This window comes from Edaphobacter dinghuensis, assembly GCF_014640335.1.
In the GTDB taxonomy this organism is placed as follows: Bacteria; Acidobacteriota; Terriglobia; order Terriglobales; family Acidobacteriaceae; genus Edaphobacter; species Edaphobacter dinghuensis.
This window is the reverse complement of the sequence record NZ_BMGT01000002.1, coordinates 845,726-870,084: the sequence shown is the minus strand read 5'-3', so window position 1 is coordinate 870,084 and position 24,359 is coordinate 845,726. Positions and strand designations below refer to the sequence as shown.

At 52.8% G+C, this 24,359-nt stretch carries 10 protein-coding genes and 1 tRNA gene; 9 read left to right on the top strand and 2 right to left on the bottom strand.

The annotated features are described in order from the left end of the window. Positions 1–8 precede the first annotated feature (8 nt). From IEW09_RS09125 to IEW09_RS09100, 6 genes are all read left to right on the top strand, one after another. Complete coding sequence (locus IEW09_RS09125; RefSeq protein ID WP_188553840.1) at positions 9–5,189, top strand: RHS repeat-associated core domain-containing protein; 5,181 nt, start codon at positions 9–11, stop codon at positions 5,187–5,189. Continuing rightward, positions 5,186–6,349, top strand: coding sequence for a WD40 repeat domain-containing protein (locus tag IEW09_RS09120; protein ID WP_188553839.1), 1,164 nt, complete (start codon positions 5,186–5,188; stop codon positions 6,347–6,349). The genes IEW09_RS09125 and IEW09_RS09120 overlap by 4 nt, the downstream gene beginning before the upstream one ends. A gap of 833 nt (positions 6,350–7,182) precedes the next feature. Continuing rightward, positions 7,183–7,360, top strand: a tRNA-Ser gene (locus tag IEW09_RS09115). 233 nt (positions 7,361–7,593) lie between these two features. Continuing rightward, the gene (locus tag IEW09_RS09110; protein ID WP_188553838.1) at positions 7,594–7,920 is read left to right on the top strand and encodes a hypothetical protein; all 327 of its coding nucleotides are present in this window, start codon (positions 7,594–7,596) and stop codon (positions 7,918–7,920) included. A gap of 456 nt (positions 7,921–8,376) precedes the next feature. Then, positions 8,377–11,961, top strand: a complete 3,585-nt coding sequence (locus tag IEW09_RS09105; RefSeq protein WP_188553837.1) for a TonB-dependent receptor — start codon at positions 8,377–8,379, stop codon at positions 11,959–11,961. Between the two features lie 96 nt (positions 11,962–12,057). Then, positions 12,058–14,289 carry an endo-alpha-N-acetylgalactosaminidase family protein gene (locus IEW09_RS09100; RefSeq protein WP_188553836.1) on the top strand — a complete coding sequence of 744 codons (2,232 nt, stop codon included), beginning with the start codon at positions 12,058–12,060 and terminating at the stop codon, positions 14,287–14,289. 27 nt (positions 14,290–14,316) lie between these two features. Here the strand turns inward: IEW09_RS09100 and IEW09_RS09095 are convergent, their stop codons facing one another. After that, complete coding sequence (locus tag IEW09_RS09095) at positions 14,317–16,545, bottom strand: beta-L-arabinofuranosidase domain-containing protein (RefSeq protein WP_188553835.1); 2,229 nt, start codon at positions 16,543–16,545, stop codon at positions 14,317–14,319. A gap of 426 nt (positions 16,546–16,971) precedes the next feature. Between IEW09_RS09095 and IEW09_RS09090 the strand changes: the two genes are divergently transcribed. The 3 genes from IEW09_RS09090 to IEW09_RS09080 are packed head-to-tail and all read left to right on the top strand — an operon-like array spanning position 16,972 to position 20,001. Next, the gene (locus IEW09_RS09090; protein ID WP_229739208.1) at positions 16,972–17,184 is read left to right on the top strand and encodes a heavy-metal-associated domain-containing protein; all 213 of its coding nucleotides are present in this window, start codon (positions 16,972–16,974) and stop codon (positions 17,182–17,184) included. Positions 17,185–17,197: 13 nt separating this feature from the next. Then, the gene (locus IEW09_RS09085) at positions 17,198–19,636 is read left to right on the top strand and encodes a heavy metal translocating P-type ATPase (RefSeq protein WP_188553834.1); all 2,439 of its coding nucleotides are present in this window, start codon (positions 17,198–17,200) and stop codon (positions 19,634–19,636) included. Continuing rightward, a complete protein-coding gene (locus IEW09_RS09080; protein ID WP_188553833.1) occupies positions 19,633–20,001 on the top strand; it encodes a metal-sensitive transcriptional regulator in 369 nt (122 codons plus the stop codon). The genes IEW09_RS09085 and IEW09_RS09080 overlap by 4 nt, the downstream gene beginning before the upstream one ends. A gap of 82 nt (positions 20,002–20,083) precedes the next feature. Here the strand turns inward: IEW09_RS09080 and smc are convergent, their stop codons facing one another. Next, entirely contained in the window at positions 20,084–23,956 is a 3,873-nt protein-coding gene (smc, locus tag IEW09_RS09075; RefSeq protein ID WP_188553832.1) for a chromosome segregation protein SMC, read from the bottom strand. Between the last annotated feature and the right edge of the window lie 403 nt (positions 23,957–24,359).

The following is a 24,359-nucleotide window of genomic DNA, read 5'->3' as shown; positions in this document are numbered from 1 at the left end:
ATTACATCGTGAATCGAATCCCACTTGGCCTTCGTCTAGCCGCGCTATGCCTCTTGACCATATGCCGTCCCGCAATATCGCAGGATTACCTTACTGCCACCGGCAATCCTTCATTCAGTGTCAATATTCCCGTTGAAAATGGGTTTATCAACGTTGCTAACGGCAATTTGCACATGGAGTTTCCATTGGCAACGCATAAGCAACGCGGTGCGCTTGCACTCGATGAAAAACTTGTCTATGACAGCCGCATCTGGATGATCGGCCATTACAACAACTATTATTGGTGGCCGACAAATGTTCCTAATACTACCTTGGCGCAGGGAGGATGGAGATTTGTCACAGGTGCCGAAACGGGAACCATCACTTATACACTCAACTCTGGAACTACTCAAGGTACATGCCAGGCCCCAAATCGCGGCCCAACCGGCACTCAGGACAATTATGTATACACCATAAGTTGGAGTGATCCGAGCGGCACCAATCATATCTTTGATGCTTCACTTTTCGACGATGAGAATACTTGTGGGTATCCCACCTCAAGGACCATTGACGGTGGGTATGCAACCGACGCGAGCGGATATTACGTTAGCGGAGATTCGAATGGAAATGCAGTCGTTGTAGATAAGAACGGAACTCAGGTATACCCGGAAGTAATCGACCGTTACGGCAATTATTGGTCGCTCGATAATAATGAAAATCTGATTGATGATCTCGGTCGAACGCCGGTTATTGCTACGACGAATGGGAATGTGACCTATTACGATGTTCTGGCTCCTAATGGGCCAATAAACAATAATGGCACACGTGTTCGATACACTGTCACGACAACACCGATTCAGGTCAGTACACAGTTCAATGAGACCGGGGTTGTTGAGTGGAGTGGGACGCTCTCCCCGATATCAAGTATCCAATTGCCTGATGGCTCCTCCTATCGCTTTTCATATGATTCATATGGCGAGATGACGAGTGTTACTCTCCCAACCGGAGGCGTCATCACCTACGGCTGGGGCAATTATTTCGATTCTTATCAAAATGAAAATCGGTGGCTGACGTCTAGAACGGTAGGAAATAATCCGGCAATGACGTTTACGCCTTCGGTCATTACACAGTGCTCCAGTGGAGGAACTGGCTGCCAGGAACAGATGGTTGTTCATAAGCCGAGTGGGGATGAAACTGTCTACACGCTTACATTAAACAATGGAGCGTGGAATACGAATACCACTGCCTACACTGGCTCACATTTGTCGGGAACGCCATTAATGAATGTGGTCAACACCTACGACTTTTCAAATCCATGCCCAAGCCAGATATGTATTGGCGCGAACGACATTACAAAATCGACTGCGGTGACAACCCTGTCTGATACTGGCCTTATGACTCAGACTCAATATGGTTATAACGACCCGTATCTGGGGAATTTAACCTCTTTGAAGCAATGGGATTACTACACAGGCAGCCCATCGGCTACCCCAACTCATGAGACGGATTATGTCTATTCCGGTTATGACCTAACACAATCGACAAGTTTTTATAATGGGACTCAAGTAGCTCAAATCACTTATGGCTATACTCCGTCCCCCACTACGACCACCTCTGGAATAGCTCAACACGGAACAACAAATGCGGGCGGCCCGTATCTCCAGACAGTCTCTCAATGGATCAATACCGGTGGTTCATCGACAACCATATATGCAATGGACGATACCGGGATGGTCACTAGTATCAAAGACCCAAAAGGTAATCTTTCCAGCACAAGTTATCAATGCGCCAATGCTCTACCATATCAATCCACAAATGCGTTGAGCCAAACGACAACCTATGGATATGACTGCAACTCTGGCGCAATAACCAGCGTAAAAGATCCTAATGATTCGGCGGCTGGTCGCTCAGGTACAACATATAGCTATGAAGCGGTCGCTGGGCGATCCTGGACTATAGGGCGTCCTGATGGAGGAACAACGACATACTCTTATCCCTCCTCAACAGAAGTTGATACAGCCGTTACCGCTACTCCCGATCCGACGATATCATCACAGGACATCTCTGACGCCTTTGGCCGAACATATCAGCATATTCAAGCAGGGATTTCTACTGAAATTGCCTATGACGCGAACGGTAGAAAGTCCTGTGTTACCAACCCACATGTTATCGGAACACCTTCGTCTACAGACGGAAGCACCTGTATTACCGTTTACGATGGCTTGGATCGTCCGAAGAAGCAAACGCAGCCAGACGGAAGCACGCTAACATGGAATTACACAGGCAATGTCACAAGTTTTAGTGATGAAGCTAGCAATACTTGGTCACGTACTAGCAATGCTTTTGGACAGCTAACCAATGTTGTAGAGCCAGGGAATCTTCAGACCAGCTATAGCTATGACGGTCTTGGAAACCTGGTGACAGCGATCCAGGCGGGCGGATCAGGAGATACATCGCGAACCCGTACCTTTAGCTATGATTCGCTTTCTCGAATGCTGAGTTCTGCTATACCAGAGTCAGGAACTACCAGCTATAGCTATGTTGCCAACGGCAGTCTGTGTGCAGGAGATGTATCGCTCCCATGCAGCAAGACAGATGCACGGGGAACCACGATAAATTACGCCTATGATGCATTGAATCGTTTGACAGGAAAAACTTATTCTGACGGAACTCCTAATGTGGCATATACCTATGATAGTTTCTCTGGCTGGGGACAACCTCATGGAGCTTCTATAGGTAGGCTCGTTCGAGCCTTAACATGTAATGCTTCTTCTCAATGCAATGATGATCTTTACAGTTATGATCCTATGGGGAGAATCAATCACCTCGAAGGCGCAACGCCCTCAGAGGCAGGTCATGCTGCTCATTGGACTCAGATGCAGTATGACCTTGCAGGGAATCTTACAGCCTTGCTATATCCGGATGGGCATGTCATCAACCAAACGTTTGATGGGGCTGGCAGATTGTCAAATGTCATCTATGCATCACAAAGTACCCCCTATGGTTCCTTCACCGGAGGAACCATAGTTAACATTCCTTATATTTCCGCCATTAACTATTTTGCAGACGGCTCTCCATTGCAGACTACCTTTGGAAACGGCATGGTTGAAACTCTAAACAAAAACTCCCGACTCCAGATTCAAAGCCTAACTGCGTGGAATCCAACATCTCCATATAACTCACAACCCTTTTTGGCGCATACGTACTGCTATGTAAATTGTGCAACCGGTGGGACCGCCAATAATGGCAACATATGGGGAATTACAGATACACTCAATCCCAGTCAGACTCAGGGCTTTACCTATGATGCATTAAATAGGATCAGTAGCTTTTCCTTGGGCGGAGCGATCAGTCAGCAATACAAAATCGACTCCTTTGGCAATATGAGCCCTATGTCGGGAACAAATCCCGTGTTTTCGTTTGATCCAGCCACAAATAGAATCAACAACCTTCCTTGCGCTGCCTCTTTGGCTCCTTATGACACAGTTGGGAATCAGATTTGCGATACCGACAACAACGGTGCGTTAAGACAGTATTCCTTCGACGCGGAGAACCGCATCAGCCAGATTGCAATGCTCGGAAGCGGCACTCCATTCGAGACTTATTTCTATGATGGTGATGGCAACCGAGTTCGGAAAGCCAATGCAAACGGCAACTTTACCGAATATGTCTATTTCAATGGTCAACCTATAGCAGAAACGGATCAGAGCGGGGCCTGGACGGACTATATCTATGCCAATGGCCGCAAGATTGCGATGGATACGGTGGCATCTACGATCTGGATGCACGGCTCCAACCAGACACCCGTCGAGGCGGCTGTCAATCTTGCTCTTCCAGGCGTGATCAATATTTCTACAGGTGACAAGCTTAGTTGGTATCAGTACCAGCAGTCGAGCGGCGGTACAACCGGTGGGATGAATTTGATCTTTGATAACGGGTGGCAGTTGAATGGGGCATGCACTTCGTGTTCTGGTCAGCCTGCTGCCGCGCTTGACCAGAATGATGTTGCCGTTGATAAATGGAGTGGTAACTTCGGATGGGAATGGCGAACTGTGGACCTTAGCGCTTATGCAGGTCATTCCATAAGCGGAGCGCAACTGCTCAAGGATGTTGGAGCGCCGTCGGATAGCTGGGATCTTTTATTTAGCTTTATATCCATCACTCATGCAGATGGCCGAGTTGATACGATCTACGACGGCATCAACCAGATAGGACTTAGCATGCCAGCGGTTGCGGGATTGGAAAACAACTGGGCTTCTTATAACGGTGTGATTGGTTCGGTACAGACTCGGTATTATGTTGATGACCATCTCGGCACGACGCAGATGGAGTTTTCGGCAGGGGGATATCCGCTCTGGAAGGGCCAATTCGCTCCCTTCGGTCAGGAACTCGATACTCAATACACCGCGAATCACTACAAGTTCACCGGACTGGAACACGATTCGGAGAGCGGCCTCGACCACACTCAGTTCCGGCAATACGGCTCGACGATGGGCCGATGGATGTCCCCCGACCCCTACAACGGCAGCATGGACCTCGCCAATCCCCAGAGCTTCAATCGCTATAGCTATGTGGGCAATATGCCGATGCGCTTCATCGATCCAAGTGGCCAAATTCCTTGTGTTCCCGTCGCTGATCCTGGGATAACGATTGCTACCTGTGTTGCAATCACAGCGACGGAGACTTGCGGACCCGTTTGTGGTGCAGTCGCCGGAGGAGCTGCTTTTATTGGAGCCGTTGTAGCCGACCTATTTACGGGCGGTTTCTTTGCTCACCCAACGTTCCACGGATCGCTCCAGCCCAGGCCCAATTCTCCGAATAGCGGGCAGCAACCGGATAAGAAACCTTGTTCTGCAAAATTGGCTCAAGGGGTGCAGAGCAACACAGGAACGTCTATTTCGAACGTGCAATCTGCAGGCTCGATCGGGGGGCACGCCAATTACACGTTTGATGTCGCTGACCCCTCTGGATTTCAGAGCATCCTAAATCAAAACCCTGCGTGGCCTTTGCCATTCGGTATCGATCAAGGATCGCGCTATGGGTTGGTCGGATCGACTCACATAGAAAACACCCTTACGGGAGGATTCATCGGGCATACGGACCTGTTCAACGGGCACTCGTTCCTTGCTCCTTTGCACTGGCTCGTCGATGTAGGAGTTGGCCATATTCCAGGAGTCAATCTCGACTTCGGATGCAAGGCGGGTTTATGAAACATCCTGGAATGATCTGGTTCGGAGTTCTTACTTGCCTCTTTACGGTCAAAATCGCTAGCGCGGCAAGTGTTATCAATGCCGTTGCGCTGCCGAGTACGGAAGGTTCGGTTGCAGGAGCAGCTTTTTCGCCTGACAGCAGTCGCTTGGCGATTATGAGGAATGTCGTTGTTCCGGGCTCATCGAGTCCGCGACACGTCATGCAAATCGTTGAGCTTCGATCAAGACAAGAAGTTGCCCATGCTGATGTTCTGAGTGCGGAGCCTACTGATCTGGCTACTAATGTTCATATGATCGCGTACTCGCCGGATGGACGCTATCTTTTGCTAGCGACAAAAGGTTCAGACGTGCTGTCGATCATCGACGCAACTACTCTTCAGCCTGTGAACCGAATCGCTCTCCATCCAGAAGCAGAATCACGCACGTCTCTGGGGCAGGGACATCGATACTTCAGGGGCGTTGTGAGCCTTGCAAGTTCGGCTACAGGGGACGTGTTCGGCGTGCTCACGCATGACGAGTTGCAAGGCAATGAAGCGTTCGTCGGGTCGTTTTCTTCCAGGCAAATTATCAAAGGCTGGAGCTTAGGGAAGGGGCGAACAGCGACGCAGCTTGGTCAAACATCCCTCTCGTTGAGTGAAGATGGTTCGAGGACAGCCATCTCGGTACTGCCCGATCAAAATAGCCTTCCGAAAGGCTTCAACAATCTGCGCCTCTACAACTCAAGCAGTGGAGAGATGATCAAGTCGATTAGGACGGATGGCTTGGTGGGACAGATCATGCTCCTGTCCGGCGAGAACATCCTTGCATCCAGAATCGATACTCCCGGCCTCTTCTCCAAGAAGACGTGCATCGAGAAATGGAGCTTTAGCTCCGGAATCCTCGACAGACAGTTCTGCGACAAAGGCTATACCGTGAGTGCCGCTCTTGCGGCTTCCGTTACTGCGGGTCGTGTCGTTGGCTTCGCCTCTCAGATACACAAATCCATAGAAGGCCAGGTCTACGCAGCGTCGGGAAGAGTCGATGTCTGGGACATCAAATCGGGAAGTCTGATCGCCTCTTCAGCCGACGTGCCGCACTTCGTCTCCTCTCTACAGGTGAGTTCTAGCGGCGAATGGGTCATGGCAGATCAGACGCTTTTCCAGGTCAGCACTTCTCCCTAGTCGCGTCTGTGGGGAGGCTAACGTCGCTGGGTTAACCACATCTCCGTTCCTGAAAATCCCTGTCTCAGCCAGCATCTCTAAAAGCGCGGTGCTCTGCACCGGGTTGACTATGACACGTCACCCCGGAATGGGAGCTGTGGAGGAACCTTGGGTTGCTGTGGGGGAACTAACTGAAAACAGGCGACTAATAGAAAAACTGGGCTAAACGGGGTATGCTGTAGGGCGAGCGCATGTAGCTGTAGGGGAACCCGTTGAGTCTCAGTCCCTTAGCCCGCCTCCGGCCCCCCTGTTGTCCTTCGAGCGACACAGAGACATCGTGCGGCCATCTTCCTGAAATCCAGTTCATGCGGTGCTCTGTGAAGGCTCCTATCCTTACAAAATATGAGTTGCCCATAGCTGTTCCCTTTCTATTTTTAATCTTTGCTTGCGCCTCATGATTTTCAATTTTCCTGGGCATCGGGGAACCGCGAATGCATAGATGGCATCGGTGGGTGTGGGGTGCCGGACAAAGGACACGATTCTGCGATGGTTCCGGGAGGAGCATGATTCACATAAAGAGGTCGTTGGTCAAAGCGCAGCGATGCGAAGGCAATAACCTTGCCTGTTCACCGATGCCGAGCCGCAAGGTGGCATAGAACGCGATTGCAGGTCATGCGCGTGGGGCACTCGCACGATTTGCGGACAATTGAGGATGTACGCGCTCTCTTGCGCCTCTTTGGCGGCACTCAAGAAATCTCTTGTAGTCTTCGATGGCGTTCATGCCGCGAGATGTGGCGAGGCGAAACTCAGAAGTGTGGCATATTCTAGAATTTTGCAGGGCGAAAGAACTTTCCGACGCCGTGGTGGAAACTGTGGGGAGTACCGACTTGGATGGGCTTGTATTGCCTTCTACGCCAATCCACAAAACCATCGATTCTATTGGGCTTTACAAGTACATCCAAACCACCAAAAACTACCCTGAGAGGTCTGCAAAACCTTTATGCGTCGGTTCGATCCCGACCCGCGCCTCCAATCATTCCACAACTTAGAGGCCACTCTGTCCCGGGCAGCCAGGACGCAAGAACGTGCGCTTAGAAATATTTCTATCCCTTGCCACAGCATCTAATTCAAGGGAGGATCCAACAGTGCGCTATCTGTTTTCCATTCCGACCATTGCTCTCCCTACCCTCGCTCTCTTCCTCTGCAGCCTAGGTATGTCTGCTCAGACCCCATCTGCTGCGACTGGCCAAACATCTCCACCTCCCGTGAAAACTCATAAACCGTCGAAGCACCGGAGCCCTGGTGGTGATGTCGGCAGCGGGACTGGCGACATCGGCAAAGGGGCTGCAAAGGGAACCGGAGCCGCAGCTGAAGGCGTTGGCAAAGGTGCAGGTGATCTCGTTACTCTGCACCCGATCGGCGCTGCCACCGATGTCGGTAAGGGAGCAGGAGTTGCTGGAAAGGATGTCGGCGTCGGTGCTGTTAAGGGGACAGGCAAGATCGCGAAGGGCACGGGCCGTGGCATTGGCAAAATCTTCCACCATGGCCATCAGGACGATACAACCACGCCCTCACCTGAGAGGCAGAATTAGAGCCGGAGACGATGACTTTTGCACGAATTGGAGAACCTGCCATTCTGCTCGGTTGGCGGACCGAATAAGGAACCCCCAAAACGCTGGGTGAATAGATGTCGCGCAACGCTGAGTGTGATTTAAGTCGTTCTCGATATTTAATCCACAAAAAGACAGCACTTCGATCTTGCTGAGCTAGCATCGTTGGCGTATCTCGCTGCGTAACAGAACGGCAAGCACCCGGATGGGTAAAAACCTCGATTATGCAGTGATTATAGGCCAGCAAACACAGCTCATTGATAGAGTTGGCTCGACTTCTCGACTTGAATGAAAACAAAGGGAATTTCGACAGTGAAAGTTAATTTTTATTATTAACTTGACAATAGTTCGATCTGACACCTATACATATCGCGATTCATTATGGGAGCGAGGCGTTCGATCTCGACCCGACTTTTGCAGCAAATTGAAGGAGGCGTGATGCGCCGAAGATGTCTCAAGATGTGGTGGGTAGCGCTGACGATGTTTTCTGTTTTGTCGCTATCCTTGGTGGCTCAGCATACGTCTGCTGGGGTAAATGGAACGGTTACGGATGCAGCCGGACTTGTACTGCCCAATACGGATGTGGTGCTGACGAACGTCGACACAAACGTAGCCGCGCATGCGAAGACGAATCACAGCGGGTACTTTGCATTCGTAAACATCAATCCTGGCCAATACACAATGACGATCACGAAGCAGGGATTCAAGACGGTGGTTCTGCCTCCATTCCAGCTTCTCGTCGACCAGACATTTACAGCGAACCAGAAGATGGATGTCGGCACAGTCAGTGAGACCGTCACGGTGGATGCCAGCGCCGAAGGTGCAATGCTTCAGAGAAGCTCGTCTGAGCTTGGAAACGTGATCGAGGCAAAAGAGATTCAGAACCTGCCGCTCAACGGGCGCAACTTTACCCAGTTGATGATTCTCTCGCCCGGCGTAACGCCTATTTCAACGGCCCAGGGATCGGGCATCAGCACGACGGATGCCGGCATCAGTGCTATTCCAGGCACTGCGTTTTTCAAGCCCTCGTTCTTTGGTCAGCAGAATCGCGAGACCTTTTATTTGATGGATGGAATCGTCAACACCGACCTTCGCGGTGCCATCTATGGGTTTCTGCCGATCATCGATGCGATGCAGGAGTTCAAGATGCAATCGCACATGGACAGCGCGGAGTTTGGAGTGGTGACGGGTGGAGTCATCAACATGCTTTCGCGGTCTGGCACCAATCAATTTCATGGTTCGATATGGGAGTTCGACAGGAACAATCTTTTTGATGCGCGCAATTCCTTCTCTGATTTCTGTTCGGTAGGCCGCTGCGCGCCTGGCACACCAACCACAACGCCTGCTCCGCCGGGACACTATGTACAGAACGAGTTTGGTGCGGCTGTCGGTGGGCCAATCTTCAAAGACAAGCTCTTTTTCTTTGGAGCTTATGAAGGCTGGCGTTACAGTAAGCCAGTTCTTTCGCAAGCGTTGGTTCCGACCGAGCAGGAGCTGGGAGGCGACTTCTCCAGCACGGCATATTCGTACTACCAGAATCCGATCTTCAATCCTTACTCGACCACATGCTCTGGAGGAAAATGCACGGTGCAGCGGTTTCAATGCGATGCTTCCGGTAATCCGATTGCGCCAAACCCCAATGGCATACAGACAGGGGGAACACCTTGCCTGAAGGTGCCTACATCTCTTCTGAATCCGACGATGCAGGCCTACATGAAGGCTTATTATCTTGCGCCCAATGCAGCAAGCTCCGAGCCGTCGGGATATAACTTCGTAGAGAGCAGACCTAACATCGATAACAACAATAGCTATCAGCTTCGGTTGGACTTTCATAAGAGCGATAAGAACTTCGGCTTTGGCCGAATCAGTCAGATGTGGGTCTATGACACTTCGCCAGTTGCAGGTACGGTGAGCTCCAATGTCTCGCACTATCATGCGTATAACTTCGGCGGCGGATACACCCACGTCTTCGGTCCAAATCTGATCATGGATGTACGAGGCGGAGCGATGCTGAAGCCTTATCAGTTCAGTCAGGCCGCCGCACCGGGAGGATACAGCGCAGCAGAGCAGGCAGGGTTTTCGAACCTGGCCCAGTATGGAGGCATGTACATCAATCTGGCTGGTCCGTACAGCACTTCGAACGCCGGCCATGAGGGCACTCTTTATCGCGGCAATCCTGTCATTAATGGCGGCGGCAGCATTACGTGGATCAAAGCCAGCCACACACTGAAGGCAGGCGTTGATTATATGTATCAGAATCGTCTGCAGCGCAACCTCTATCAGCAGTTCACGTTCAGCGATTCGACGACAAGCAACATCAATGCTTCGAAGACAGGCAATTCGTTGGCATCCGCTCTGCTAGGGCTTCCTGCGACCTTTACGGCACAAAACCCCGACTTCTCGGAGGACTACTTCAGCATGTCGCTGTGGTCGGGCTACATACAGGACTCTTGGCGAGCGTCTTCCAAACTGACGATTAACGCAGGTATCCGGTACGACTACATCCCTGCAATCCACATGCTGAATGACAGGCTGGCCAACGCTCTCGACATTCCGAATCAGCGATACATCATTCAGAAACAAGTGGCTGCATGTACTTCAACGTTCTCAAATCCTTGCATCCCTGGAGGACTTGATTCTGTACCTCACAACGCCAATATCGTCTTCGCAAATGGAGAGCAGCAGGCTGGGGCAGCTATCAAGGACAACATCGGTCCGAGGCTAGGTTTTGCATACCAGGCGCATGACAAGACTGTTGTGAATGGCGGAGTCGGTATTCTGTACGACACCATCACGGCCCGCAGCCAATGGGTACAAAACAATATCGAAGGCCCGACATGGCCTTGGACGACCGGCATCTCGGCACAGCAGGTTAACTTCTCTCAAAATGGTGTCTGGCAAGGAGGCGCAGGCAATCCTCTCACGCAGATCACCAGCCTTGAGGGCAACTTTCCCAATCCAGTGATCGCGGCCACGCCATGGCTTTCTACCGGTGGTGGCTACGTGAGCGCGCCTAACTTCAAGGACCAGCGCGCTGTCGAGTACAACCTGCAAGTGCAGCAGCAGGTTGGAGCGAACTCGGTCTTCACTCTCGGATACGCGGGTTCGAAGAGCACACGGCTGGACTTCACCGGTTTTGCGAACGCGGCGTCTCATGCTTCCCCTGCTGGAACACCGCTGACAACGATCGATACTTACAAATACATGCCGTGGATGGCGCCTGGATGGCACTATTCGACGGATACCGGATACGCCAATTACAACGCGCTGCTTGCACAGTTCCAAAAGCGCATGTCCCGTTCATTGAACACGATTATCTCCTACACCTGGTCGAAGAACCTGGACAACAGCAGCGGATGGTTCAATGCGGAGAATGGAACTGGAGGCGGGTCGGTTGTGCAGAGCTTCTTTACGCCTCGAAACGCGTATGGAGTCTCGTCGTATGACACTCGCCATTTCTTCACCTGGAGCACTGTCTATGGGCTGCCGTTTGGAAAGGGGCAGCAATGGGCGCAGAGTGGATGGCTCTCATATCTCCTCGGAGGAATCACTGCTAACTATGTCTTCCAGGCACGCTCAGGTCAGCCGTATAACCTTGGCGTAGGAGGTGATCCGGCAAATATCTCCGGCGACAATGGCTCCGTGACGGGGTACTCCCGGCCGAACGTTGTCGGTAATCCGATGCAGGGATCTTGCGGGGCCACTCCAATCGGTAAGCGCGGCGCTAGCGGCGTCTGCGAATTCAATCCCAGTGCCTTTGCTATTCCCAGTGGCTCTTATGGAAACATGGGCAAGATGATCTATCGCTTACCTAACTACAACAACCTGGATTTTTCGTTAGTGAAGGTGACGCCGTTGTACGAAGGTTTCAATTTGGAGCTTCGTGCCGAATCGTTCAACACCTACAACGTTGTTATTCCGGGTGGCCCGGGCACTACGATCGGAAACTCTTCTGCCGGACTAGCAACGACGCTCGGAAATACTCCGCGCGAGCTTCAGTTCGGTGCGAAGATCACGTTCTAAACTTCGCTGAAATACACGATGAACTGGGAAGGAAAGATCAGGTGTGTAACGACGCTGATCTTTCCGCCCATGACTACGGCAGTGCCAGGGAATGACATGCGCGAAACCGATACAGATCTAAATCGTAGAAAGCTATTGAAGCTCGGTGCTGCTGGTATTGCAGTTACGGGTAGCCGGAAGATATTTCCGCAGCTCGTCGCTCAGGAGATTCGCTCAGGGCAGCAGCCCGTGGTCTTGCGTTCTTCATCGCTTGAAGTGACGTTGGACAGCGCCAATGGTCTGCCGCTCTCGTACCAATTGAGAAGATCAGGCGTCGTCTTTCGCGGCGAAAGCGCTGGAGTTCCTCTGAAAGCGCGCGTCTGCCGTCATCATCCGTGGTCGTTCGATGATGTCGAAGTACGGCCAGCGAGCCATTCGGCCTTACGAAACAGGGCGGACTTTCACTTTGTGTCGGTAAGCTCCGGCGCACGAGCCGCAACATTCATGCTGTCTTACATCCTTGAAGGCAATACAGTTAACGTGACATTGGAGGGCGTGCGCGAGGAATCCGGTTTCGAGCTGATCTCGCTCTCTATGCCAACGCTTGTAAGCGTAGGCGAAGAGGATAGTGCCGCCTGGCTAGCGCATGGCGATGATGGTGGAGACATGGTTGTACTCCGCGAAGCACAAGCAGGCAAGCTTGGCCTGAATACATTCTGGGGAGAGATCAACGGTGTTCTTCCTGTCGTCATGACGGGACACTCTGGCGCAGTGTGCGTGCAGGAGACAACCGCCTACATGGATGGAACTCTTCTCGCGGTCTCAGGTACAGCTCCAAATCGGAGCGTGTCCATGGGAACGACAAAGGTCCATCGCGTTGACGGGGGAGCCTGCTACGACATGAACCTGGGCCGCGGCAAGCCCAGAGACTGTGGTAATCAAGCGACTCCAAACCTGCTTGTTGAGCAGCGATCCGCGTGTCGTCTCGATTTCCTTGAACCGTCCACCTCCGGTACGAGTCTGAGTTGGCTTGACGGAGCGCGACTGGTGCGCGCACGAATGCCTAAGATTCCAAACCATTTTTACGACGACAAGTTCATCTATGGAATCCGGGTTGACGAACCGAAGTTTCCCAAACCGTCAGCTACTTTTGAACACTGCGAAGAGATGATTCGCAACATCCATGCAATGACCGATGGCGCGCCGCAACTGGTGCATCTGTGGGGTTGGCAATTCCGGGGTAAAGATACTGGCTATCCTGCGGTGAATGTTGTCAATGAGCGTGTCGGAGGCTATGACGGCATGATGCACCTGATGGAGCGGGCCAAGCCGTTGAATGCTACAGTGAGCCTTTCGGACAACTATGACGACGCCTATCGCAGCAGTCCTGCATGGAACGAAGCAATGATTGCGCGCAAGCCGGATGGCGATCTGTGGAAGAGCCGCGAGTGGACTGGAGAAGAATCCTACATTCAGGGGCTCGCAAAATATATGGAAGGGCCGGGTTCTGAGCGCGTTCGGTATACATGCGAACGATACAAACTGCCGGGAACAATCCACGTTGATGTGCTCTCATACTTTGCCATTCGCAACGACTGGGATCGCAAACGTCCTGCGAGTGGGATACGAAATCTCTATGCTGGCCGTTACAAGGTACTGGACGAGTTTAAGAAGCACGGAGTAGATGTCACTTCAGAGGGACTTCGTTATCCATTTATTGGAAAGATGAGCATGAGTTGGTATGCCGGAGGGCCAAAGCCATGTCCTTTTGGTGGCAAGCCCATTCCGATGCTTTCCATGGTCTATCGTAAAAGTGCTTTATGGGGACGCGCGAAAAGCATCGATACGCTTTCGCTTTTGCTAATGATGTTTTACGGTGAGGCGCAACACAGCATCTTCAATGGCAGCGATTCCCTGGACCAGATGCTCGATTCTTTCTATTTAGCAATGGTTCCGTGGTTCAGGCTTCATCCTCTCAACATTGAAGGATTCGAGCGTAACCTCGATCAGACCGTCACAACACTGGAAGGTACAGGCAACCACGTAGACATCGATTGGAAGAAGCAGAGTTACTCAGTATTCCTGGATGGAGCTGAAGTGGCGAGAGATGGCGCAACATTTTGTCCTCTTGGCAAAGACCGTATCGCGATGTATAGCGTTACAGATGCTTCACTCACTGCGACTCTTCCTGCTGACTGGAATCCTGGGGAAGTGGCGGCAACGGTTCTGTCGCCAACAGGAAGAGAGTCAGCCAATCTTCAGCATATTGGACAACGTGTAACTGTAGACGTACAAGCGCGTCAGCCGGTCATGATCTATCGAAAAGCATTGCCTGACGATAGAGCTTGAGCGCAGTGCTTATCGGTAGCCAATAGATCAGGCCAAAGAACGTACGCATGGATAGCATGTGAACTCTTCTTCAGAAATTTGCCAATAGGGCATGAACGTGACGCTGGGGTTTCCGCGAACTGCAAAATGCAGAGGAGAGCCTTCGATCGTTTCCAGTTGGCTGGCTATGTGTTCTAGGCTGTGGTCGCCATCGAAAGAAAGACCGGCCCTCGACGAGCCCACGGCCGCAAGCAGAATAGGACCATATTCGAAGGAATATCTCATCTGACCGTCGATCTGGTCCGCGCCAGTGTACTGCTTGGCCTGAACTGTTGCCGGAAGTGTGAACTCGATGGTGTCACCGTCACGCCACTGGCGGTTGAGCGCGACGTAAGTTCCTGGTTCGCCTACACCGGCCGGGTTGCTATTAACCGAGAGATGCATTGCACTGGCAGCCCAGGAGGGAACTCGGATCTTCAGATTGGCCTGTGTGGGAGCTTTGACCATTATTGTGCCGAGAACTTTGGTCTCCATCGGAAAGCGGGTCTCGATCGTTAGCTGCATAGGCTGATTGCTCTGTTGCCAGCGAATTGTGGAGGGCTCGTAGAGATGGAGATATAGCCCATCCGGAGAGATGGAATAAATATGTTCCGGAAGCGAGCCGAGCAGTCGCGTTCCTTGCCCTTCGCAGCATGTATTCTGATGCGTAGACTTCTCTTTTCTCCCTTCAAGGATCGTGTGGTAACGCAGTCCAATCCCGCCATCCTGGTTCGCGATTCCGACGTTGTAGATAGACTTTTCGATTTCTGTCGCGAACCTCTCATCGTCAGGGTGCAGCTGCTGAAAGCGCTGATTGAGAAACACCCAAAAGCTGCTGCCACACAGTTCGCCTAAATGCTGCCTCAGATAATTGCTATCTGGTGGGTCTTCTTCAAATTCGATGATGGAGATACTTCCGCCGGCTTGCTGCCAATGAGAGCGATAGAGTTCCCAGGCACCAAGAACAGCATCGTAGTAGCGCTGGTCTCCTGTGATGAGATACATGTCAAGGTAGGCTTCCAGATTAGTCAGCAGATAGCAGTGTGGTCGATCGTAAGGATACTGCCATACCTGCTCTTTCTCCCGCTTCGCGAGGCCGTGCAGCCACGCATCTTCCTGATAGTAACGCTGTATAACCTGGGCATCGGCCGGTTTGCCTACTGGGCTCGTTCCTACCCGGGTGTTCGCGACCATGCCTTGCCCGCCCTGGATCGCACCCCGCAACATGTCCGGCAAAAATGCTTGTTGATTAAACCAATCGTAGTAGCCGCGCAGCATGGGCAACGCTTTCGTGTTGCCGCTGTAGGCGGCTTCCAGCAGGCCGTGCGTGAGCCACGCTCGCGTATAGGCCGCGCGCTCAGAGTAGAAGATCGTATCTTCCGGATAGGCCATGATGTAGCCGTTCGGCTGGCGGCACTCCTCTATTCCATCGACGACCACACTCAGGCGGCGTTGAAGTTCAGGGTCATCGATCCAGCGCACTGTATTTCCGGCACCCATTAGAAACCGGCCTGCGTTGGAGCCGGCGAGATCCTCTTCCCAAAAGATTTGAGAACCGGTGGGTTTGAAGTTCTTGATCTTTCCCGTTCGCTCATAGAACTGGCGCAAAAGATCGTCCGTGGAATAAGAGCCCAATAAGTATTCGATGTTATTGCGCATTGCGCGCTCAAATATGCCGCCGTTAAGCGTTACTCCGCTTTTTGGCGTGAGCGCTTTGAGCTTTGGCGGTTGCCATGTTTTGGAATCGGTTACGGCGCGAGGATTATCACGGCGTATTTCTTCTCCGTCCTGCCGGGCAGGACGTGTCAGTTGTTTCAACTCATCCGTGTTTCCGTACTCTGCATCGGCCATAGCTTTACAGCCAACGGCGACGTCACGACTGCCTGACAATACTCCGATCTTTGCAATTATCAGAGATAAATCTTTGCTGTCCACCGGTTGGGTGCTAAAGGATGCCGACTCCCTCGCCGGTTGTATCTTTACCGGGCGCAACTTCGTCGCGGTCACTCGCACGTAACGGCCGTACATTTCATGCGCCGCGTATTGTGTGATGTGATCTTTCGGATCGGGAAAATCGACCTCAGTAAAGTCGGCGATCATCTTTGGCTGGCTAAACTCCGCATCGTTCGCTGCCTCAATCTTGAAGCGCAGAGGAAAACCCTCTCCGGCATAGTACTGATCGCGGCCCGGATACATCTTTTCGGAGGCAGGGAATAGCTGGATAGCATCGATCGCCATACTCGATCCCAGATCCAATTGGACCCAGGTCGTGATGTTGGGATTGGTAACTGTCTTCGAACGATATGCCTTGTAAGCTGTGGCCGGCGTAGCTGCCATTCGCAAGCCGGTCAAATATGGAGCCAGAGAGGGAGATTCGGCCCAAAGTCTTGTAGGCGTTGTAGTTCTTGTCACTAAAATTCCTGCGGCAGCATAGCTCGTGTTCACCAAAAGTTTGCGTCGCGTCAGGTTCATGGTGCCGTCTCCGCCCCCTGATTATTTGAATGGAAGTGCCTTAACGTGCTCGTCTTACCGATTTTCAGAATGATACGTCCTGACCTTATCAAAAGGCGACAGAAACATAAGTATTCATGAAATTTGCATCAGAATTGCTATTTATATACTTATAGGGGGTATGGGCATACAATTAGACAGAGGAGAGATGCAATGAAGGAATCAATGAGGTTATCGATTGACGGAATGCATTGCGAAGCCTGTGTGCGCAGGGTGACGGATGTGCTTAAGAAGGTTAATGGGCTCCATCTGAATTCTGTTGAAGTAGGTTCAGCACACATGACATTTGATCCAGAGGAAACGGCTGCAGAGAGCATTGTTGCCGCCATAAACAGCATTGGTTTTCACGGGCATTTCGATCAGTAAGCTGGCAGGCCTAATGGCATTAAACGATGCAAAAATCGAAAACATCGTGACTTCTGCCGAAGATTCGCAGTCGCTCGATCACGTTACTCTTGCTATCTCCGGAATGACCTGTGCAGCATGCCAATCATTCATTCAGCGAACGCTTGCAGCCGGGGCAGGTGTAAAAGATGCGACTGTCAATCTTATGCTGCACAATGCGACCGTTACTTTTGATCCGAGAATGACCTCGCCTCCCGAACTAGTACAGGCTGTTCAGGAGATCGGTTACGGCGCGGCAACTCCGCTTCTGGAAGAGTCAGTGCTCGAGGAGCAGGAGCGCCACGACGAGCAGCAGGCGCTCGAATATAAGCAGCTTCGCCTGAAGGCTGCGGTAAGCGTGGCGGCTGGAGTTATATCGATGGTGTTGTCGATGCCATTGATGAGCATGAGTCATACGCAGGGGATGGAGCACATGAATGATCCCTTGATGACATGGAGCATCGCTCTGCTCAATCCAGTTCTGCATCGTCTACTGCCTTGGATATACCAGATTCACGGCGACACAATGCGCTGGCTTCTCTTTGCGCTTGCTCTATTCATCATTGTTTGGGCAGGCCGTAGCTTCTATGTCAAAGCCTGGTCGGCGTTGCGACATAAAACTACCGACATGAATACGCTTGTGGCTCTGGGAACTGGTGCAGCGTTTCTTTATTCTGCCGCAAGCACAATTGCACCTCATTTTTTTATAGCCCACGGCATCTCTCCTGACGTTTACTTTGAAGCGGTCATATTAATTATTGGGTTGGTGTTGACCGGCAATGCGCTTGAAGGCAGGGCAAAGGGGCAGACGACAGCAGCTTTGCGTAAGCTCGTACATCTGCAACCAAAGACTGCGACTTTATTGGTGGAAGGCATCGAGACAAGAGTTCCTCTTGACTCGATTCATGAGGGCGATCTCGTTCTGGTGCGTCCTGGAGAGCGAGTTCCTACTGACGGTTTAGTTTCTTCGGGAAAGAGCAGCGTGGACGAGTCCATGCTCACTGGCGAATCATTGCCTGTCGAGAAGGTTCCGCAATCTCGAGTCATAGGAGGCACTCTCAATCAGCATGGATCGTTTCAATATCACGCTACAACGCTAGGAGCGAGCAGCGCGCTGTCACAGATCGTGCGGTTGCTGCGTGAGGCTCAGGGAGCGCGAGCCCCCATTCAGAAGATCGCCGATCGTGTGAGCGCGATCTTTGTGCCAACAGTGCTCGGCATCGCTGTCACCACCTTTTTTGTGTGGAGAGTTTTTGCGTCAGATGCTGGAATGATGCAGGCTTTCGCGGCTGCGGTTACTGTCCTTGTAATTGCCTGCCCATGTGCTATGGGGCTGGCTGTCCCCACAGCCGTCATGGTAGCTACAGGGCGCGGAGCAGCTCTTGGCATCCTTATTAAAAAAGGAGAGGCCCTACAATTTTTGAAGAAAGTTGATACCGTCGCACTCGATAAGACTGGCACGATCACTGTTGGCTTCCCTCAGGTCACAGATATTCTGCTTGCAAAAGCAGAGAGCGACCGTCTTGATCGCGAGGAAGCAGATAACTCCGAGGATCGAATAATCAGCTTCGCTGCAGCCTTGGAACGCGCCAGTGAACATCCTCTGGCGGAAGCAATTGTGCGTTACGCCCAAGGACGTCAGCTGGGTCTTGCGCTGGTTGAAGACTTCACTTCAGTGCCGGGGCTCGGTGTTGTCGGACTAGTTGATGGAAACGCCGTGTTAATAGGCAGTCTGGCCTTAATGGAAAAGTACAGCATCGATACAACAGATTTAGAAACAAAAGCAGCGTACTTCGCCGAAGAGGGTAAGACACCGCTATGGCTCGCGATCGACGGCAAGCTGGCTGGTATTATTGCCGTCGCCGATACGGTAAAACCAACTTCTGCTGACGCTATTCGGCAAATGCGTGCGGAGGGGCTTCGAGTGGTCATGCTGACGGGAGACAACGAGCGTACGGCAAACGCCATCGCTCGCAGGGTCGGCATCGATGAGGTCGTTGCCGGAGTGCTTCCTGCAGGTAAGGTAGATACCGTTCGTCGCTTACAACGCGAACATCGTGTTGTGGCCATGGTTGGAGACGGCGTCAACGATGCGCCGGCATTAGCACAGGCCAATGTAGGGCTCGCCATGGCCAACGGCTCAGACATTGCGATGGAAGCGGGAGACGTAATGCTGATGCGTGACGACCTCACCACCGTGGCTATGGCGATCTCATTATCGCGTAGCACCATGCGCATCATGTACCAGAATCTATTCTGGGCCTTCATCTATAACGTTATTGGGATCCCACTCGCGGCAGGTGCACTCTATCCATCGTTTGGATTGTTGTTGAGTCCTGTTCTTGCAAGCGCTGCGATGGCTCTTAGTTCGTTTAGCGTAGTAGCGAATAGTTTGCGACTTCGACATCTGAGGTTAGACAAAGGACTGGTATGACAACAAGAAGATCAGCTTCAAGAAAAATTCCACCAAAAGCGATTACTGCATCTCGCTCCGCTGATTCGCCTGAGCGCAAAGCTGTAGGCGTGGATGATGAGATTAAAGCCTCCAACCTGCGTAGGCTAAGCCGGATTGAAGGGCAGATTCGCGGAATACAACGAATGGTCGAAGAGGATCGTTATTGTGCCGATACATTGACGCAGATCTCTTCCGTGCAAGAGGCTCTCCGTGCCGTCGCCAGGGCTCTTATGCGAAATCACCTCGCTCATTGTGCTACCTACGCTATTCGTAACGGCTCAAATGAGGAGAGGCACGCAATGTACGACGAGCTTCTGGACATTATTTATAAGAACGCCCGCTAGCATTGGATATAGCGCGCCTCACGCGTTTAAGCAAAAAAGGGTGGAGCGATATAAGCCGCTCCACCTGCGCAAACTTAACGTGCTATGCCACAGCGCGGCGACTCAAGTTGACACTGACGATCTTGCTGACGCCGGGTTCCTGCATGGTGACGCCATAGATGACGTCGGCCTGCGACATGGTCCGCTTGCTATGGGTAATGACAACAAATTGAGTTGTGGCCGACATGTCAGCGATGAGCTTGGCGAACCTGCCAACGTTGGTTTCGTCGAGCGGCGCATCGACTTCGTCGAGGATACAGAACGGTGCGGGCTGGAACTGGAAGATACCCACAAGCAATGAGAGGGCAGTAAGCGCCTTTTCGCCTCCCGAGAGCAAAAGAATGTTCTGCAGCTTCTTGCCCGGAGGTGAGGCAAGAATATCAATCCCGCTCTCAGCCGAGTTTTCTGCATCGGTGAGTCGCATCGAAGCCTGGCCGCCGCCGAAGAGCTTGGTGAAGGTCGTACTGAAGTTCTCGTTAATGACCTTGAAGGCTTCATCGAACTTGAGACGGGAGACGTCGTCGATCTCCTTGATCGATGCTTGCGTGTTCTCGATGGAGTCAAGCAGGTCCTTGCGTTGAGCTTCAAGGAAGCCATGCCGCTGCGTAGTTTCGTTGTACTCTTCGAGAGCCATCATATTGACCGGGCCCATCGCTTCGAGTTTTTGCTTCAAGGCGCGAGACTCTTCTTCTTCAGTGATGAGAGCATCGCCTTCGATGCGGATAATACTTGTATCTTCGCGTAGGGCAGTGGCTTCGACAGCGAGATCATTCAAGCAGGTGGCTTCAATGTGCTCAATATCGGAGGCAAGTTTTGCAGCGCGGGCGGTGAGCCCGGAGCGCTGTTCGCGCAACACTTCGGTTTCATGACGGAGCGTGCGCAGCCGTCCGTCAAGTTCGGCCATAGCAGCGCGGAGCGCATTGGCTTCTTCAGTCAGGCGAGTGCCTTCGGCTACTGCGGTAGCACGAAGCTCGGTCAACTCGGTGTGTTGCGTTGCGAGAGCGGAAGTCTCTTCTTCGCGGCGGAGCTTTTCTGATGCAGCGGATGCAAGCTGCTGATCGAGCTGCTGAATACGCTGGCTCTGGCCATTGTAGAGCCGCGTCGTCTGATCAAAGTTGGCTTGTGCGTTACGGCGGCGCTCTTCGAGTCCGGCAAGATCGGCTGAAGCTGCTGCTGCTGCCTGTTGCAGCTGTTCGCGCTGGCCACGCAACTCTTCAAGTTGTGCCTGGATATCGGCCAGCGAAGCCTCCAGTGTTGACCGTTCGGCCTCGAACGAAGCGGCCTCCTGCTGGCGACGAGAGATGAGGTCAGACTTCTGATTGCGCGCGTCGCGGTTGCGTTCGCTGGTAAGCGACCAATCGGCCAGTCGGCGCTCAATGCGCGCAGTCTCGGTCTCCATCTGGCGCAGGGCCGCACCGGAGTTGGCTGACTCGCGCTCAGCCTCGCGACGCTCATTGGTCTTGTTTTCGATTGTGGCGTTGAGATCGGCGATCTGGTGCTGAAGATCGGCAGTCAACAGATCTGTCTGCGCTAATTCATGTTCTGCCTTCTCGATCTTCTGCTGCACCTCGGTCAGCTCGCGCTTCAAAGCCAATGGGCCTTGTGCACGCGGACGTCCACCGGTGACGGTGACGTTATGGAAGGTCTCACCAGTGGGCGAGAGAAAGAAAGATTGCGGATTCGACAGTGCGAGTGTCCGCGCCGTGTAAGAGTCCGGCGCGACATAACCCTCACGAAGCTTGGGCAGAATTACTTCGAGCGACTTGCCGAAGCCATCCAGAACACGCACGCAATTTTTGAGCGGAACAACGCCTTCAATCCCTGCGGTGGTGGTCTGTGCAGCGCTGGTCATGCCTTCGGAAAAGGGGAAGTTTGCCTGCGCATCGTTAGGGTGAACCAGAAAGGTAGCGCGTCCGCTGACATCGGTCTTCAGCAGGTTCATACCCGCGTCAGCGGCATCCCAGCTCTTGACGACGATGTAATTCAGCTCGTCGCGAAGAAACTCATCAACGACGTTCTCATATTGCCCATCGACTTCAAGAAAATCTGCAAGCGTACCTACAGGCGTTGTCCCTTGAAGCCCCGGATTGCTGGCGTTGTGCTTGAAGATATTCCGAACTGTGTCGGTGGAATAGCTGTGCTCGCGGATAAGCGCCTCAAGCGAGCTACGCCGCCCATCAAGGCTCGCCACCTCTCCACGAAGTTGGTCGCCGCGACGCTTGTTCTGTGACTCTTCGGCGCGGCGTGCCTCGATCTGCAAGCGCAGATCTGCAATCTCGGCTTCAAGGCGTTTGAGTCGCTCGGTAACAGACTCGAATGACAGCTTGACCTGTCCGCGCTGAAGGCCAAGAGTTTCCAGTTCCTGTCGCGCGACCTCGGACTCCGAGAGCAAGCGCTCGGCCTCGCGATCGAGCCCGGCCAATGCCGCCTCGGCCTGCGCCTGCTCATTACGAGTCTGTCCGATTCGCTGCACCAACTGCATCGTTGTTCTGCGGTTCTGTTCGGCTTGTTGCTCGGCAGATGCCAATGCACGTACAGCTTCCTGCGCCTGTTGTTGGTGAAGTTGTGCGGCCTCGCGCGATTCCGTAGATTCGGCAGTGGCGTTTTCAAGAAAGCTGCGATGTTGTTCCAGCTCTCCGCTCAACGCGGCGAGTTGTTCGCGAGCCTGTGTCAGCTCCTCAGCGCCGGTTGCAAGACGTCCAGTTAATTCAGCGATGCGGTCGGCATTGGCAGCGGAGCGCGCCGTGATGCGCTCGAGTTCCACGGCAGATTGATTCGCCTGTGCACCGGCCTCGCGAATCTGCTGATCGAGCGTGTAGCCGGTACGGATGCCTTCGCTGTGCTGGGCATCCATCTCCTCGACGGTGGTGGCCTGCGCATCGATCTGCGTAGCAAGAATGGTTACCTTTTCGGTTGTGGCGGTCTGCTCGACATCAAGCTGCGACATGCGGCTGGCAAGCACCACGCGAAGCCTCGTGCGAAGTTCATCCCGAAGCGCGCCATAGCGCTCTGCCTTCGCCGCCTGTCGCTTGAGCGTAGTCATCTGCCGCGTTACTTCATCGAAGATGTCGTTGACGCGTGACAGGTTCTGCTTGGCAGATTCGAGACGAAGCTCCGCAAGACGCTTCTTGGTCTTGAAGCGAGTAATGCCGGCGGCCTCTTCAATAATGCTGCGGCGATCGAGCGGCTTGGAGCTGAGCAACTGGCCGATGCGCTCCTGCCCGATGATGGCGTAGGATTCGCCGCCCAGGCCCGTGCCCATGAAGATGTCCTGAATATCACGAAGGCGGCAGATCTTGCCGTTGAGAAGATATTCGGAGTCTCCCGACCGAAACAGTCGTCGGGTAATCGTGAGTTCACCTGCGCGAACCGGGGCCCGGCCAAATTTGCGCCGACGAATCTTGAGGACAACATTATTGGCAGCATTGGCAGCGGCTGACGCTTCGGCATTGCCATCTGCGGTTGGGGCTACAACCTGCGGTCCTTTGGCTTCGCCTTCGATGACGGTTCCCGGCTGCGCTTCAGCTACGGCCTCTTCGGTCTCTTCAGCGCGCTGCTGGCGAAGTGTGGCCTCGTCCCAGTCGGCTGGCAGGTTTTCATCGATGGAGATCTCCGGCTCATCGCCCAGGCTCGCCCCGTCGTATACCTCGGGGTCAACCAGCGTGAGCGATACCTCTGCCATGCCCGTCGGTTTACGGTCTCGCGTACCGGCAAAGATGACGTCTTCCATCTTGATACCGCGCAGCGATTTCGCCGACTGCTCGCCAAGCACCCATGTAATGGCGTCGGAGATATTCGATTTTCCGCAACCATTGGGACCGACGATGGCGGCAATGCCTTCGCCCGATAGCTGGACCTCAGTGCGGTCGCAGAATGATTTGAAACCGAGGATCTGAACTTTCTTGAGCTTGAGCAAAGGCACCTCTGTGACGAGAGCGGGGAGTTACGATATAGTTCTCGTCCTTGTCGTTAAGACTGACTCAACTTTAGTCTCGGCCGAAGCTGGAATCAACGGGTACAACACTACTGGTTGTGGATAAGAAGTCCCTAATACCACGAATGGGTAGGATGGACACCTTTAATGCCATTTGCAGTCCCGAAAAAGAGCCCTCAAGACAAGAGTGCGGCGCGAGATGTCGGTGGAAGGTTTTTAGGGTGAACAGGATCCAGCGCAAGGAGTTGGACTTGCCATGCGTACAACGGCGTTTCTATAATCCGCATCATCATCCTTGGAAGCAAAATTCGAACTTCAGCGGAACTGATTGTAAGATCGGCTCCCATGAATGATGACGGGTGAATGCGTTGGAAATTCGCCAGGG